Genomic DNA, 15,016 nt, shown 5'->3' with positions numbered 1-15,016 from the left:
ACGGAAGGAAGCGCATGAGGGTCGAACTCCCGCCGGAGCCCGTCCACTTCGTCAACCGGCACGACGAGCGCGAGCGGGCGCTGCGCGCGATCGCGGAGCGGACCCGCCGCTCCCGGCCCCTCGTCGTCTCCCTCAGCGGCCCGGCCGGCCTCGGCAAGTCCGAACTCGCCTACCTGCTCGCGCGGACCGTCCTCGACCGGCACCCCGACGGCGTCCTGACCGTCGACCTCGACGACCACCGGCTCGACGGCGTCCTCGACCCCGGCGACGTCCTCGCCCAGCTCCTCGAATCGCTCGGCGTCGAACCGGGCCTGGTCGCCGCCGGGTACAAGGCACGCTGCCGCCAGTACTGGCGCCTGACCGCGGACCTCAGTCTCGTCCTCGTCGTCGACGACGTCCGCCACGCCTCCGAACTCGTCCCGCTCCTCCCGGCCTCCGGCACCTCCACCGTGATCGTCGCCAGTCACGGACCGCTCTACGACCTCGAGGACGGCGCCGCCCTCGACCTGCCGCTCGGCCCGCTGAACGACGCGGCGGCCGAGGAACTGCTCGGCCTGATCGTGCGCGACGAACGTCTCGCGGCCGACCCCTCGGCGCTCCGGGCGCTGCTGAGCCTGTGCGAAGGACTCCCCACCGCCCTGCATGTCGCCGACCGCTGGATCCGCGCCCACCGACTGCGCCCGCTGTCCGGACTCATAGGAGAACTGCACGGCACCTGGTCGGAGCGGGGCCTCCCCGAGGTCGAGCGGATCTGGGACACCGCGTACGAGGCGCTCTCCGGACCGGCCGCCGCGCTCTACCGGCTGCTGGCTCACCACCCGGCGCCCGCCTTCACCCCCGAGTCCGCCACGGCCCTGCTCGGCCAGGGCGCCGACCGCTGCCTCGCGGCCCTGGAGGAGCTGGACCGGGCCGGCCTGCTCGATCTGCGCGACCCCGCCGGACGCCTCCGGCTCCCCGGCCCGCTGCACGCCCACGCCCGGCGCCGCGCCCACCGCGACGCCCCGCCCGGCGAGGTGCGGGAAGCGCAGATCCGCGCCCTGCGCTGGTTCACCCGGCAGGCTCAGCGGGCCGACCGCTTCGGCGCCGGTTCCCGCCTGATCGTCGCCGACTGGGTGGACGTACTGCCCGACGTGCCAGACGCGGCGTCCCTCCTCGACCCCGCGCAAGCAGTCGACGAAGCCGACCGCACGGCCCGCAAGGAGGGGGCGCTGCGCCGGCTGGCCGCCGAGCGGCACGCCCTGTTCGGCTGCCTCCGCCTGGCGCACGCGCTCGGCCACGACGCCGAGGCCGTCGCCCTCTCCGAGGCGATCTGGACGTACGCCCTCGACCACCCGGGCCAGACCGAGGTCGCCGAGGTGCAACGGCTAGCCGTTGCCGCCGCCGTACGGAGCGGCAACCCGCGCTGGATCGTCCGCACCCGCTGCCAGCTCGCCCGCGCCCTGTGGGAGACCGGCGCCCACGAGGAGGCGGGACAGGAACTCGACCACGCCGAGTCCGCGGCAGGGCTGCTGAACGGGACCGAGCGGCGGGACCGGAAGCTGACCGCCTCCGTCATCGAGTTCCAGGGCCTGCTCACCGGGCTGCGCGGCGACTGGACGCAGGCGCTGGGCCGCTTCGCCGCCTCCCGGGAGATCCACCGGGACATCGACAACGCGTACGGCGCCATGCTCCAGACCTACCGGATGGGTGAAGCCCACACACACCTCGGAGACCTGGACACCGCCCGCGATCTCCTCACCGAGGCCCATGCGACGGCCCGGGAGCTGGGGCGCGTGCGCATGACGCGGCGCACCGGTTTCGCCCTCGCCGAGGTACTGCTCCGGCAGGGCCGGCACGCCGAGGCCCGACCGCTGTACGAGGCCTCGCTCGAAGGCGCGCGCGGCCGGAACTCCGTGCACGACGTGGCCCGCGTCCACGACGCGCTCGCCGCACTCGACGACGCGGAGGGCCGACGTGACGACGCGGCGCGCCACCGCGCCCGGGCCCACGAGATCCGCCGGTGCAACGGCCTGGAGCAGCCGGAGCGATGAGCACCGATGAGTTTCGCCGCCGGGCGCGGTCGGTACTCATGTCACGCCCGCCACGCCTGACCCGTACGTAGGGAAGGAACACCGTGCAGCACCAGCAGCTCCTGAAGGTCCAGAACTTCAACGTTTCCAGCGACGGCTACGGAGCGGGGGAGGGCCAGAGCCTGGAGCGGCCCTTCGGCCACGCCGATCCGGGGAGCATGTTCGCCTGGGCCGGCGCCACCGCGAGCTGGCCCAACCGGACGGACCCCGGCGGCAGCCGCGGCCTCGACGACTATCTGACCAGGGACTTCCACCACAACATGGGCGCCGAGATCATGGGGCGCAACAAGTTCGGGCCGCAGCGGGGACCGTGGGAGAACCTGGACTGGGAGGGCTGGTGGGGCGAGGAGCCGCCGTTCCACACCCCCGTGTTCGTCCTGACCCACCACGTCCGCCCGTCGATCACGCTGTCCGACACGAGGTTCCACTTCGTCGACGCGGACCCGGCCACGGTGCTGGCGCAGGCCAAGGAGGCGGCGCAGGGCAAGGACGTGCGGCTCGGCGGCGGTGCGCAGACGATCCGCGCGTTCCTGGACGCCGACCTCATCGACACCCTGCACGTGACGGTCTCCCCGGTGAAGCTCGGCGCCGGCTCGCGCCTGTGGGAGTCACCCGACGAGCTCCTCGACCGCTACCACTGCGACGTCGTGCCCAGCCCGAGCGGCGTGACGCACCACCTGTTCTGGCGCAAGTGACCGGCACTACAGCTCCTGGCGGGCCTCCGCGTCCGTCGCGGCTCTGAGCCGCACGGGGTAGGTCCGTTCACCGATCAGGCAGGTCAGGTGGACGGGCTCCGTCGTCAGCGGGGGTCGTCCGTGCGCGACCAGACGCACGTGTGCGGCCGACACCGCCGCGGCCGGATCGACCCGCACCAGCCGCCGCCCGCCCTCCGGCAGCGGAGCGACCTCGACGACGTACGGGTGTTCCCGCCCGCGCACCCGCAACAGCCAGGCGGAGTCGGAGAGTTCGACGGCGGCCGTGCGGCAGCCCGGATGCTCGTCGAGGGTCTCCCGCGCCCAGCCGTCCGCGGTCCACGTGACCCGTGCCGGGCCGGCGGAGGGCTGACGGTCGCGGCGCCGGAACAGCAGGCCCGCCGACCGGAGCTGCCGCTCGGTCGCGGCCCCGTGCTCCGCCGCGAGGTGATGGCCCGGCGGGCCCGCTCCGGCCGGGTGGCGTGCGATGCGAATGCCCTGGCCGCAGGTCTCGGCGGTCACGTCGAAGGCCGTCGGCGCGCGGGGCGCGGGGACGGGATCCGGCAGCGGTGCGGCGTCGCGCCGTCCCGGGCGCGGGGTGAGATCGAGCAGCTCGTACAGCTCCCCGCGCAGTCGGTGCAGGGCGTCGCCCTCGTGGGCGAAAGCCGCCCGCGCCGCTTCCCGTACGGGTTCGAGGCGGCAGGCGGCGAGCGTGTCGACGAGGTCCTCGGCGCGGATCAACTCCGGTATACCGTCCAGGAGTTTTCCCATCGGGCTGGTCGGGATGAGCTCGCCGCAGCCTCGGCCCGCGGCGGCGGCCATGGGGCGGGCACCGACGGCCGCGTAGTACAGGGCCGTCGAGCCGTGGTCGGTGACGAGGGCGTCCGCGGCGATCAGCGCGGCACCCCACTCCTCGCGGGGGTGCGGCAGGACGAGTCCGGCGGCGAGAGCCGGTTCGAGGCGCTGACCGAGCTCGTACGGGCCGAGCCGGCTCCACTCGTTGGGGTGCACGATCAGGGCCAACTGGTACTCGTCGTGGGGGAGTTCGGCGGCCAGCCGGGCGGGGAGGTCGGGGTGGCGGCCCAGGAGGGAGTGCGGGCCCCAGGTGGAGGTGAGGGCGATCAGGGTGCGCGGGCCGGTGCGCAGCGCCGCCCGGTAGCGGTCGCGGAGCGGGCGTGAGGCCAGGAGGCGGTCGAGTGTCGGATCGCCGATGACCTTGGCGCGTCGTGCGGCCGCGGGGGCGGCGGCGGTGAGCCGGGTCAGCTGGTCCGGGTGGGCCAGCGCGTACAGGGCGAGCGGAGCCGTGTCGCCGGCCGGATCGAGGAAGGCCGGATCGCGAAGGGCCGGATCGAGGAAGGCGGGGTCGAGCCCGGACGCGGAGTCGGCCGAACCCTCGGACGGGATCGCCTTGTTGAACCCCGCGCCGTGAGGGAGCAGCACGCGCGGGCCCGGCAGCCGCGCGGGTTCACCCTTCGGGCTGGCGGCGAGGACGAGATCGTAGGAACGGCCGAGCGCCTCGCTCCACGGCAGGAGGCGCCCGCCCACGGCCTCGACGGCGGACAGCACGTCCGTGCCGAACTCCGAGCCCGGGATCAGGGTGAAGAGACGGGTGATGCGGTCGTCGCCGGAGAGGGCCGGGAGCGCGTCGAGGAGCCGGTGCAGTGCGACCGTGGACCGGGCCGCGAGCAGCACGGTGCGGTGCCCGTCGCCCGTCGCCCGTCGCCCGTCGCCCGTCGCCCGCGCAAGTCTCCATCCTAGTGCGGGGATTCGCGCCAGGAGGAGCATTTTCGCAGGTCAGAGGCTGTTTCTCGGGGTCGGTCGGGGGCATGGGGCGATCCTACCGTCGCACGATCACGGAAAACGGGGCGAGGCCGGGCGCCGGCCGGAGAGGATGGCCGCATGAGTGAGTGGGCAGTCGCACTGATCGCCGCGGGGGCGGCACTCGCGGGCAGCGTCGTCACCGGCTGGTACGGGCGCTCCGCGGGCATCCGGCAGGCCGAGGCGGCCCGGCACGCCGGGGAACGGCAGGCGGACGCGCTGCTCGCGTCGGTACGGCTCACGCTGTCCGGCGAGGCGCGGCTGCGCGCGCAGGAGCTGCGGCGGCGCACGTACACGGAGTTCCTCGCCGCGGCGGACGACCGGCTGCTCGCCGAACGCACCGGGCGCGGGCAGGGCGGCGACGAGGCGGCCCTGCACCGGGCGGCGGGCGCCGTCGAGCTGGAGGGCCCGGACGAGGTCGCGGGAGCCGCCCGCGCCCTGGTCGCCGCGCTGCGCCGGCACGCCTCGCCCGACGATCTGCGGGACGCGAAACGGCAGTTCACCGAGGCCGCGCGGACCGCTCTGGCCACGGCGGCCCCGTAGCGTTCGGGGTGCGGTCCTCTGTTGATCACTCCATGGGTTCACCCTATTGATCACTCCGGTGATCACTTCGAACCCCCGCACGTACGTCCTACGGGCGATGGTGGCGAGCGTCACAGCCCGGCAGGATCGTTACATGCACGTACTCCTTCTCGGAGGAACCTGGTTCCTCGGCAGAGCAGTTGCCCGCCACGCCCTCGCCAACGACTGCGAGGTCACGACCTTCAACCGGGGACAGAGCACCCCGTATCTGCCCGGAACCCTCGCGGTCCACGGCGACCGCGCCAGCGCCGACGACTTCGAGCGACTGGCCCGGTACGGCCCGTGGGACGTCGTCATCGACACCTCCGCCTCCGACACGGCGCCCCGCCACGTCCTCGCCGGCGCCCGGGCGCTCGCCGAGGTCACCGACCGGTACATCTACGTCTCCAGCGTCAGCGTCTACCGGGACTGGGGCGCGGGCCCGCTGACCGAGTCCTCCGCCACGTACGACACACCGGCCGACGCCGGACCCGAGTACTACGAAGGGCTCGACGCCGCCGTGCAGGACGGGATGCGCAAGGCGGGCTGCGAGCGGGCGGTGACCGAGGCGTTCGGCGCGGACCGCACCACGATCCTGCGGCCCGGTTCGATCCTCGGCCCCGGTGAGTACATCGGGCGGCTGCCGTGGTGGCTGCGGCGGTGCGCGCGCGGCGGCGAGATTCTCGCGCCCCGCGAACCGGACCGTCCGGTGCAGCCGATCGACGCGCGGGACGTCGCCGCGTTCGCGGTGTCCGCGCCGGCCGGGGTCTTCAACGTGACCGCGCCGCGCGGCCACGCCACGATGCGGGACCTGTTGACGGCCTGCCTCGACGCCACGGGGTATCAGGGGCGGCTCGTGTGGACCTCGGAGGAGGTGCTCGCGCGGCACGGGGTGCGGGGGCGGACCGAGTTGCCGCTGTGGCCCGGGACGGACGGTGTGGTCGATGTGAGTGCCGCGCTGGAGGCCGGGCTGACGTGCCGTCCGCTGGATCGGACCGTGGCCGATACGTGGGCGTGGCTGCGGGACGGGGCGGATTCCGTCGCCGGGCAGCAGGCGGGGTGGGAGCGGCACGGGATCGCGCCGGACAAGGAGGCGGCGATTCTGGCGGAGGTCGGTCTGACCGGCTGAGCTCCGCTCGGGGCGGGGGCGCCCATTCGTCTGCCGGGTGCCCCTCTCCGGGAGGGTGCGGGTTTCGTCGTGGCTGGTCGCGCCCCGCGGCGGAGCCGCATATCGACACAGCCCCGCGCCCCTGAAATGCCTGGCGCTGCGCGCCGCATTTCCCCGATGAGGGCTGAGCAGCAGCGCTGCTCAGCCCTCATCTATGAGGTGCGCCCGAAGGGCATGCACCTCAGGGGCGCGGGGAACTGCGCGGCCAGCCCCCACTGGGGGAGAGCTAGACCACCGCCCCCGTGCCGCCCCGTACATCCCGCGCCCCGCGCCGCGGAGCAGGCGCCGGGGCGCGGGACTCCAGGGTCACCGCCAGGGGCACCGCGGTGAACACGGTCGAGGCCATCCCGACCACGACCCCCGCGATGAGCGCCAGCGAGAAGTCCGCGAGCGAGTCGCCCCCGAGCACCGCCAGCGCGGCGAGGACGAACAGCGCCCCCATCCCCGTGTTCACGGTCCGCGGCAACGTCTGCACCACGGCCTTGTCGGCGGTCCGCTCCAGACTCGTGCGCGGGTCACGCCGCCGCGCCTCCCGCACCCGGTCGAACACGACCACCGTGTCGTTGACCGAGTACCCGATCACCGTGAGCAGCGCCGCCAGGAACACGCTGTCGACCGGCTTGCCCAGCCACGCGAACAGGCCGACCACGATCAGCACGTCGTGCGTCATCGCCGCCACGGCCGCCGCCGCGAACGTCCACCGGAACCGGACGCTCAGATACGCCAGTTGCGCGAGCACCGCGATCCCCAGCGCGATCAGCGCCTTCGTACGCAGCTCGTCCCCGAGGCTCGGGCCGATCATCTCGTCCCGTTCCACGGTGACCTCGCCCCCGTGCCGGGCCAGCGCCTCCTTCACGTCGTGCTGTTGGTCGTCGGACAGCTCCCCGGTCCGTACGGCGATGCCGCCGTCGCCCGACTCCTGCACCACGGCGCGCGGGAACCCGGCGTCCGCCACCGCCGCACGCGCTGTGTCCACGTCGACGGCGCGCGAAGTGCCGTACTCGACCATCCGGCCACCGGTGAACTCGACGCCGAAGTCCAGGCCCCGTACGAGGATCCCGGCGACCGCGACCACCACGAGCAGCGAGCTGAGGCCCAGCCAGCGGCGCCGTCGGCGGACCAGGCGCGGGTCGCGGCGGGCCAGCCAGGCGCGGACCCGGCCGGTCGTCGTCACGCCGGTCAGGGACGGGCGCCGGCGCACGGCGGCGCGGCGCAGCGCGAAGTCGGCGAGGACCCGGGTGACGACGAGCGCCGACACCATCGACGCGAGGACACCGATCGACAGGGTCACGCCGAAGCCCTTCACCGGGCCCGTCGCGAGAAAGAACAGCAGGCCCGCCGCGAGCAGCGTCGTGACGTTCGAGTCGACGACCGCGCTCCACGCCTTGGCGAAGCCGCGCGTCACCGACGTGTCCAGCACCGCCGACGACTTCGTGCGCGAGCCCAGGTACTCCTCCCGGGCCCGCTCGAAGACGAGGACGTTCGCGTCGACCGCCATCCCGATCGCGAGCACGAACCCGGCGAGCCCGGGCAGCGTCAGCGTCGCGCCCAGGGCGACCAGGGCCGCGTAGGAGATCAGCCCGTACAGGGCGAGGGCGACGGTGGCGAGGGCGCCCAGGAGTCGGTAGACGACGACGATGAACAGAGCGGTCAGGGCGAGGCCGATGAGGGCCGCGCGCGTCGAGGCCTCGATGGCGTCGGCGCCGAGCGTCGCACCGACCGTCCGCTGCTCGACCACGTCGACCGGAACCGGGAGGGCGCCGCCCTTCACCAGCGCGGCCAGGTCCCGGGCCTGCTGCTGAGTGAACCCGCCGGTGATCTGGGTGTCGCCGCCGGTGATGCCGGTGCGGCAGGGGACGGACGGGTTCATGCCCGGCGCGGAGACGATCCGGCCGTCCAGGACGATGGCCACGCGCCGCTCGGGCGAGCCCTGCGGGGCGCAGGCGGCCTCGCCGGTCAGCCGCGCCCACGCGGCCGTCGCGTCCTTGCGGAAGTCCAGGGCGACGGTCCAGCCCGCCATGCTCTGCTGGTCGAGGACGGCCTCGGCGTCGCGCACGCCGTCGCCGCTCAGGGCCGGTTCGGCGAGCCGGAGGAAACCGCCCCCGCCGTCGGGGTCGCGCAGGGTGCGCCGGTCGTCCTTCGCGGCCTTGTCGGCGGTGCCGGTGACGGCGTGGACGGTGAGCTGGGCGGTGCGGCCGATCACCTCGGCGGCCTCGCGCGGGTCCTGGACCCCGGGCAGTTCGACGATGATCCGCCGCTCCCCGGACCGGGACAGAGTCGGCTCGGCGACCCCGAGCGCGTCGACCCGGCGGCGCAGCACCTCGAGCGCCCGGTCGGTGGCCTCAGCGTCGGCCTTGAGCTTCGTGTCGGGCGCGTCCTTCGTCTCCAGGACGATCTGGGTGCCGCCGCGCAGATCGAGGCCGAGGCGGGCGGACTGGGTGAGGGCGATGGCGAGGGACGCCGCGATCACCGCGAGGGCGATCAGCGCACGCCACAAGGGCATGCGGGAATGCTTACGGGGCATGACTGCTCCACGGCAGGAAGAAGTGAGGCGCGGCGGACCGTGAGGTCAGGCGCGGCCTGGGGTGACATCACTGCGTGGAGGTGCGGGCGGGGCGCGGGGCCCGGCCGTGTCGTGCGTGTGCCGCGCCGTGCGCGGGACGGGCTCGGTCCCGGCGTCGGTGCGCCCCGGGAGGCGGTGCGCCGGGGTTTCGCCGGCCGCGGACGTGATCAGCCCGGGCTTGTGGTGCCAGGGCACCTCGGGCGGCGTTCCCCGCGCGACGTGCCCCGAGAGCACGGCATGGAACCCGGACCCGTCCGGCCCGTGCCCCTCCCAGGAGAACGCGGCAGCCGTCGCCCCCGGCCCGGGGCCCGGATCGGCGGGCACCGCGGTGCCCGGCACGAGCAGGGCGAAGAGGGACAGGAGCGCGGCCGAGGCGAGCGCGACGACGACCCGGGCACGCGAGCGGCGGCCCGGGGCCGTACGAGGTCCGGGTACGGCCGCGCCCGCACGCCTGGAAGAGGACCGGTCGGTGCGTGACGGCCGGGCGGACGACGTGCACGCGTCGGGGTCGCTCGCCGGTCGGCCCGGGTGCGTTTCGGGCAGGGCCGCTGGGCGGCTGACGTGCGGGACGGGCACGGGGGCGGAGGGGGCGTGGCTGCGCACCGTCGCCTCCCCGTTCGTAGTCTCGGCCGGTCGTCCGTGGGTGTTCCGCTCCGGACAGGCTAGGCGACGCGGAGGAGCGCCGGGAGCGGCGGTCAAGGAGGGCGCGTCGGGGGGCCTTTGGGACGGGGGCTCGGGGGCGGGTGATAGGGATAGCGGTGTTCAGCACCATGCGTGACCGGAAGGAACGACAGCCTGTGACCGCCGAAGCCGACGCCCCCGTACTCCTCAGCACCCGGGGCCGGGCCGCCCACATCACGCTCGACCGGCCGCGCGCGCTGAACTCCCTCACGCCCCCGATGATCGACAGCGTCGCCGCCGCGCTCGACGCCTGGGAGCACGACCCCGCCGTCGAGACCGTCGTGATCACCGGCGCGGGCGAGCGGGGCCTGTGCGCGGGCGCCGACATCCGCCTCTTCCACGACGACGCGCGCAGCGGCGACGGCACCCGCTCCGAGGCGTTCTGGCGCGCCGAGTACCACCTCAACGCCAGGATCGCGCACTACCCGAAGCCGTACGTCGCCGTGATGGACGGGATCGTCATGGGCGGCGGCGTCGGCCTCTCCGCCCACGGCAGCCTCCGCATCGTCACCGAGCGCTCCCGCGTCGCCATGCCGGAGGTCGGCATCGGCTTCGTCCCCGACGTCGGCGGGACCCATCTCCTCGCCCACGCCCCCGGCGAACTCGGCACCCACCTCGCGCTGACCGGCGATTCCGTCGGCGCCGCCGACGCCCTGCTCTGCGGCCTCGCCGACCACTTCGTGCCGTCCGCCGCGCTGCCTGGGCTCCTCGACGAACTCGCCACGGTGCCCGCCGCCGAGGTGGTGGCCCGCCACGCCCGCCCCGCACCCGAAGGCGTCCTCGCCGGTCAACGGTCCTGGATCGACGCCTGCTACGCCGCCGACACCGTCGAGGAGATCGTCGACCGGCTGCACGCGTACGGCGACCCGGTGCCCAAGGAGGCCGCCGAGACACTGCTCGCCCAGTCGCCCACTTCGCTCAAGGTGACCCTCGCCGCCCTGCGCCGGGCCCGCGCCTTCGACACCCTGGAGCAGGCCCTCGACCAGGAGTACCGGGTGGCCTGCGCGGCCCTCGCCACGCCGGACCTGCCCGAGGGCGTGCGGGCCCGCATCATCGACAAGGACCGCAACCCGCGCTGGTCCCCGGCCACGCTCGCCGAGGTGACCGAGGCCGAGGTGGAGCGCCACTTCGCCCCGCTCGGCCCGCGCGAACTCGGCCTCGCCCGCGCCCTCGGCTAGCCCCGCTCGGCCGAACTGCGCAGCACGCAGAACTCGTTGCCCTCGGGATCGGCGAGGACCGCCCAGCCCGTGCCGTCGGGTTCGCGGCGGTCCCCGAGGAGCGTGGCTCCGAGGGCCAGCAGCCGGTCCACCTCGCGGTCGCGCGTGGTGTCGGGGCGCAGGCACAGATGGACCCGGTTCTTGACGGTCTTGGGCTCCGGCACCTGGTTGAAGTACAGGGCCGGACCCTCCGGGAGCAGCACCCGGGTCTCGTGGGAGCCCGGGCCGTCCTCCGGGTCCAGCGGGCCGCCGGTCACCTCGCTCCAGAACCGCGCCAGTTCGTACGCGTCCGCACAGTCGATCGCCACGTTCTGCACCACCGAGATCATGAACGCGATCCTGTCACGGCACGCGCGGCCGGAAACCGACGCCCCCGGACGGCCGACACGCGCACCGGTGGACCCGCGCGCCCCGGGGCCGGGATCATGGGGGCGCCGTCGCCCGTCCCGGCCCCAGGAGAGGACCCCCGTGCCCCGCGACCACTGGCTCCAGCAGATCCGCCGCCTCGACCCGGAGAAGGACTTCGAGGAGATCTACCGCATCAGCACCGCGCACGAGTTCCCCTGGGACACGATGCAGGCCCTCGGCTTCGCCCTGTACCGCACGTACGCGGTGCCGAGCATCGGCCGACTCCTGCGCGACACCGGCGAGTTCACGGCCCGACCGCAGAAGCGCTACGAAGACACGGTGCTGGTCCTCGACGCGCCGGGCGAGCACGGCCTCGACTCGCCGCAGGGCCGCGAGGCGATCCGCCGCATGAACCAGATGCACCGCGCCTACGACATCTCGAACGACGACTTCCGGTACGTGCTCGCCACGTTCGTCGTGGTCCCCAAGCGCTGGATGGACGACTACGGCTGGCGGCCCTACTCGCGCCACGAGGTGCGGGCGGCGACCAACTACTACCGGGCCCTCGGCGCCCGCATGAACATCCGCGACATCCCGGAGACCTTCGAGGAGTTCGAGGAACTCATGGAGGACTACGAGCGCCGCCACTTCACCTACGACGACGGCGGGTACGCCATCTCCGAGGCGACCCTGGACCTGATGGCCTCCTGGTACCCCGGCCCGCTGGCCCCGCTGATGCGCAAGGCCTCGCTGTGCCTGATGGACGCCCCGCTGCGCGCCGCGTTCGGATACGCCGACCCGCCGCCCGCGCTCGAGCGCACCGTGCGCGGCGGGATGCGGCTGCGCGGCCGCGTCGTCCGGCTGTTCCCGCCGCGCCGCGCGCCGCGGTTCGCCCGCCAGAGCTCCAACGTCCGCGGCTACCCGAACGGTTACCGGGTCGCGGAGCTCGGCACCTTCCCCACCGGCTGTCCGGTGCACGAGCGCGAGGAGCAGGCTTCGGACACTCCCTAGGCCGTGAAGACGCGGCCTAGGGGGACTGGGTGACGAGCCGGCTCGTCGTGGTGACGCGGACGCCGTCCGGTGCGTTCCCCGCCGTGAGGACGAGCGGACCCGACACGGGCGTGCCGGACGGCGCGTACCCGGCGGGGGCCGCCGTCTCGCGCCAGTAGTACGTGCCGAGGCCGACGGCGCTGGAGCAGAGGCCGGAGCCGTCGGTCGTGCAGGTGCCGCCGACCTTCGTGTCGGGCGCGGCGCCGGAGGTCTGGAGCCCGGCCGCCGCGCCGGATTCCCGCCACAGTTCGAACTCGGCGCCGGGCAGCGCGAATCCGGTCGCGGCGTCCTTCTTGAGCACGCTCACCCGGCCCACCCGGTAGGCCGCCCCGGAGCAGTCCGGGAGCTCGCCGAGGAACGGCCGGCTGTGGAACTCCGGCCCGCCGTCGGCGCTCTCCGTGCCGGTGTGCGTGAGTGAACCGGCCGTGAGAAAGCGCCCGTTGACGCCGGTGACCGACACCCTGGCCATGGAGTTCTGCTCGCCGATCAGAATGCTGCCCTGGAACTGGCCGCCGCCCGTCAGGGTCACGTCGGTGGCGTCCGGGAAGTTCCACAGGAGTCGGTCACGGTGGGCGTGGAGACCGGCGGCGGCGCTGTCGGAGCGGCCGGTGTGGAGCGTGCGGTGTGCGCCGCGGACGTTGACCAGGATCGTCGCGTCGTCGGGGATCCGGGCGAAGGACAGGTCCGCCGGGCCGTCGTCCGCCCCGGCCAGGTCGAAGTCGACGTCGAACACCTGGAGGCGGGAGCTGCCGTCGCCGGTGAGGACGATCCGCCCGTCGGAGCCCCGCGCGGCCGTGCCGGTCGTCGCACGCGGTGTGCCGCCGGGCCGGGCGTAGCAGCGGCTCACCGCGCTGAACTCGTCGCGCAGCCGCGCGTACGGCGCGACGGCGGCGGCGTCCCGTACGACGTTCCGGGCGTCGACCTCGCCGGTCACGGCCCCGGCGTGCCGCACGGCACCGGACCCGGCCAGGAGGCGCTGCCCGCCCGCCACGGTCACGTCGCCGCCGGTCGTCAGGAGGTCGGGGCCGGTGCCGGGCGCCCCGAGGACGTAGGCCCGGCCCGTGTCGGACCGGTTCATGTCGAAGTCGCCGAGGACGACGGCGGGCCCCTCGGCCCCGGCGGCGCCGCCCCGGACCAGGAAGTCGCCCCCGGCGAAGAGAGCGACGCCGCTGTCACGGCCGCCGGGCAGCGGGGCCGCCGCGGCGGCCGGGCCGAGCGCGAGGACCGGGAACGCCCCGGCGAGCACCGCGCACGCCAGTCCCGTCGCGCCGACCCGGGAACGCCAGGCCGTCCCGCGCGGGGAGAGACGCGAGGTGAGAACGGTGGAGAGGACAGTCATACGGTCGAGAATCGGCCGGTCCGCGCCGGGGCCGCGGCTGCCACTCCGTGAGGACACGGGAACGGATCAGTGGCTCAGGGCGCCTTGGGCAGGACTTCGCAGAGCGTGTCCAGGGCGGCCGCGAAGCCGTGGTCCGGGGGAGTGCCGTAACTGATGACCAGTCCGTCGCGCGGGGGCATCGTGCTGTCCGGATGGCGGTAGGCGTGCAGCCCGTCCAGGGCCAGGCCCGCCCGCCGGGCCGCACGCAGCGCCGACTCCTCGGTCCCGGGCGGGAGTTCGAGGACCGCGTGCAGTCCGGCCGCGATGCCGCTCACCCGGATGTGCGGGGCGCGCTCGGCGAGCGTCCGCACGACGAGGTCGCGGCGGCGCCGGTAGTGCTGCCGCATCCGCCGCAGATGCCGGTCGTACGCGCCGCAGGCCAGGAAGTCGGCGAGGGTCAGCTGGTCGACGACCCCCGACCACATCTCGCGCGGCCCCTTCGCGGCCAGCACCTCCTCGGCCAGCGGGCCCGGCAGCACCATCCAGCCGAGTCGCAGCGCGGGCGACAGGCTCTTGCTGGTGGAGCCGAGGTAGGCGACCCGGTCGGGGTCGAGGCCCTGGACGGCGCCGACCGGCTGGCGGTCGTAGCGGAACTCCCCGTCGTAGTCGTCCTCGACGAGGAGTCCGCCGCGCGAGCGAGCCCAGTCGACGACCGCTGCCCGGCGCTCGGGGTGCAGCGGACCGCCCGTGGGGAACTGGTGCGCCGGGGTGAGCAGCACGGCCTCGGCGCCGCTGCCCGGCAGCTCGTCGACGCGGGCGCCGTGCGCGTCCACGGTCAGCGGGACGGTGCGCGGGCCGGCCCGTTCGGCGAGGCCCCGGTGGAAGGAGAGGCCGTAGGACTCCACCGCGAGCGGGCCGCGCAGGACGCCGCTCAGCAGGGACAGGGCGTGCGCGAAGCCGGAGCAGACCACGATCCGGTCGGGCTCGGTGCGCACCCCGCGGGCCCGGCCCAGATACTCGGCGAGCGCCGTCCGCAGCTCGGGCCGCCCGCGCGGATCGCCCACGCCGAACGCGTCGTTGGGGGCCGTCGCCAGGGCGCGGCGCGCCGAGGTGGCCCAGGCGGAGCGGGGGAACGAGGACGCGTCGGGCGAGCTGGGCATCAGGTCGTGCAGGACCCGCGGCCGCTCGGCCCGGTGCGGCCGCTGCGCCGGGGCGGCGCGGTGCGGGGTGCCGCGCGGCGCGACCAGGGTGCCCGAGCCCTGCCGGGCCGACAGCCAGCCCTCCTCGACGAGTTCGGCGTACGCGGTGGCGACGGTGTTGCGGGCGATGCCGAGATCGCGGGCCAGCGTGCGGTACGGGGGAAGGCGGGTGCCGGGGGCGAGCCGCCCGGAGCGGACGGCCTCGCGCAGCGCGTGCATGAGCCGGACCCGCAGACTGCCGTCCCCGGACAGCTCCAGATGGAGATCCGTACCGGGGACCTCGGGCGCCGCGGGGCGGGCCGCCGTCTCCCTGGTCTCTGTCATGATCACGG

General features: G+C 74.8%; 12 protein-coding genes. 6 read left to right on the top strand and 6 right to left on the bottom strand.

What is annotated here, in order from left to right:
• Nucleotides 1–14 precede the first annotated feature (14 nt).
• Nucleotides 15–2,030, top strand: a complete 2,016-nt coding sequence (locus ACIBTU_RS19170; RefSeq protein WP_399127444.1) for a tetratricopeptide repeat protein — start codon at nt 15–17, stop codon at nt 2,028–2,030.
• A gap of 83 nt (nt 2,031–2,113) precedes the next feature.
• Nucleotides 2,114–2,764, top strand: a complete 651-nt coding sequence (locus ACIBTU_RS19165) for a dihydrofolate reductase family protein (RefSeq protein WP_399127443.1) — start codon at nt 2,114–2,116, stop codon at nt 2,762–2,764.
• 6 nt (nt 2,765–2,770) lie between these two features.
• Here the strand turns inward: ACIBTU_RS19165 and ACIBTU_RS19160 are convergent, their stop codons facing one another.
• Complete coding sequence (locus ACIBTU_RS19160) at nt 2,771–4,453, bottom strand: translation initiation factor 2 (RefSeq protein WP_399127442.1); 1,683 nt, start codon at nt 4,451–4,453, stop codon at nt 2,771–2,773.
• A gap of 207 nt (nt 4,454–4,660) precedes the next feature.
• Here ACIBTU_RS19160 and ACIBTU_RS19155 point away from each other — a divergent pair, with 207 nt between their 5' ends.
• Nucleotides 4,661–5,122, top strand: coding sequence for a hypothetical protein (locus tag ACIBTU_RS19155; protein WP_399127441.1), 462 nt, complete (start codon nt 4,661–4,663; stop codon nt 5,120–5,122).
• 133 nt (nt 5,123–5,255) lie between these two features.
• Entirely contained in the window at nt 5,256–6,269 is a 1,014-nt protein-coding gene (locus tag ACIBTU_RS19150; protein ID WP_399127440.1) for an NAD-dependent epimerase/dehydratase family protein, read from the top strand.
• Between the two features lie 265 nt (nt 6,270–6,534).
• Here the strand turns inward: ACIBTU_RS19150 and secD are convergent, their stop codons facing one another.
• Together secD and ACIBTU_RS19140 are read right to left on the bottom strand one after the other, a co-directional pair.
• Nucleotides 6,535–8,811: a protein translocase subunit SecD gene (secD, locus tag ACIBTU_RS19145; protein ID WP_399127439.1), complete on the bottom strand. Its 2,277-nt coding sequence runs from the start codon at nt 8,809–8,811 to the stop codon at nt 6,535–6,537.
• Between the two features lie 66 nt (nt 8,812–8,877).
• The gene (locus ACIBTU_RS19140) at nt 8,878–9,474 is read right to left on the bottom strand and encodes a hypothetical protein (RefSeq protein ID WP_399127438.1); all 597 of its coding nucleotides are present in this window, start codon (nt 9,472–9,474) and stop codon (nt 8,878–8,880) included.
• Nucleotides 9,475–9,668: 194 nt separating this feature from the next.
• Between ACIBTU_RS19140 and ACIBTU_RS19135 the strand changes: the two genes are divergently transcribed.
• Nucleotides 9,669–10,730, top strand: a complete 1,062-nt coding sequence (locus ACIBTU_RS19135; RefSeq protein WP_399127437.1) for an enoyl-CoA hydratase/isomerase family protein — start codon at nt 9,669–9,671, stop codon at nt 10,728–10,730.
• Here ACIBTU_RS19135 and ACIBTU_RS19130 read toward each other — a convergent pair.
• Entirely contained in the window at nt 10,727–11,098 is a 372-nt protein-coding gene (locus ACIBTU_RS19130) for a VOC family protein (RefSeq protein WP_399127436.1), read from the bottom strand. The two genes, ACIBTU_RS19135 and ACIBTU_RS19130, sit on opposite strands and share 4 nt — an antisense overlap.
• Before the next feature lie 139 nt (nt 11,099–11,237).
• On the opposite strand from ACIBTU_RS19130, the gene ACIBTU_RS19125 reads away from it, so the two are divergent.
• Nucleotides 11,238–12,128 (top strand): oxygenase MpaB family protein, encoded by an 891-nt coding sequence (locus tag ACIBTU_RS19125; protein ID WP_399127435.1) that lies wholly within the window; start codon nt 11,238–11,240, stop codon nt 12,126–12,128.
• A gap of 16 nt (nt 12,129–12,144) precedes the next feature.
• On the opposite strand, the gene ACIBTU_RS19120 is transcribed toward ACIBTU_RS19125, so the two are convergent.
• A complete protein-coding gene (locus ACIBTU_RS19120; RefSeq protein ID WP_399127434.1) occupies nt 12,145–13,506 on the bottom strand; it encodes a choice-of-anchor A family protein in 1,362 nt (453 codons plus the stop codon).
• Between the two features lie 74 nt (nt 13,507–13,580).
• Nucleotides 13,581–15,008 (bottom strand): PLP-dependent aminotransferase family protein, encoded by a 1,428-nt coding sequence (locus tag ACIBTU_RS19115; protein ID WP_399127433.1) that lies wholly within the window; start codon nt 15,006–15,008, stop codon nt 13,581–13,583.
• Nucleotides 15,009–15,016: the final 8 nt, after the last annotated feature.

This window comes from Streptomyces sp. NPDC050145, assembly GCF_044460245.1.
Classification (GTDB): Bacteria; Actinomycetota; Actinomycetes; order Streptomycetales; family Streptomycetaceae; genus Streptomyces.
This window is presented reverse-complemented; position numbering and strand designations above follow the sequence as displayed.

Coding starts and splice junctions, on each gene's coding strand:
- ACIBTU_RS19170 (WP_399127444.1), top strand. CDS start 15: ATGAGGGTCGAACTCCCGCCGGAGCCCGTCCACTTCGTCAACCGGCAC.
- ACIBTU_RS19155 (WP_399127441.1), top strand. CDS start 4,661: ATGAGTGAGTGGGCAGTCGCACTGATCGCCGCGGGGGCGGCACTCGCG.
- ACIBTU_RS19150 (WP_399127440.1), top strand. CDS start 5,256: ATGCACGTACTCCTTCTCGGAGGAACCTGGTTCCTCGGCAGAGCAGTT.
- secD (WP_399127439.1), bottom strand. CDS start 8,811: ATGCCCTTGTGGCGTGCGCTGATCGCCCTCGCGGTGATCGCGGCGTCC.
- ACIBTU_RS19130 (WP_399127436.1), bottom strand. CDS start 11,098: ATGATCTCGGTGGTGCAGAACGTGGCGATCGACTGTGCGGACGCGTAC.
- ACIBTU_RS19120 (WP_399127434.1), bottom strand. CDS start 13,506: ATGACTGTCCTCTCCACCGTTCTCACCTCGCGTCTCTCCCCGCGCGGG.
- ACIBTU_RS19115 (WP_399127433.1), bottom strand. CDS start 15,008: ATGACAGAGACCAGGGAGACGGCGGCCCGCCCCGCGGCGCCCGAGGTC.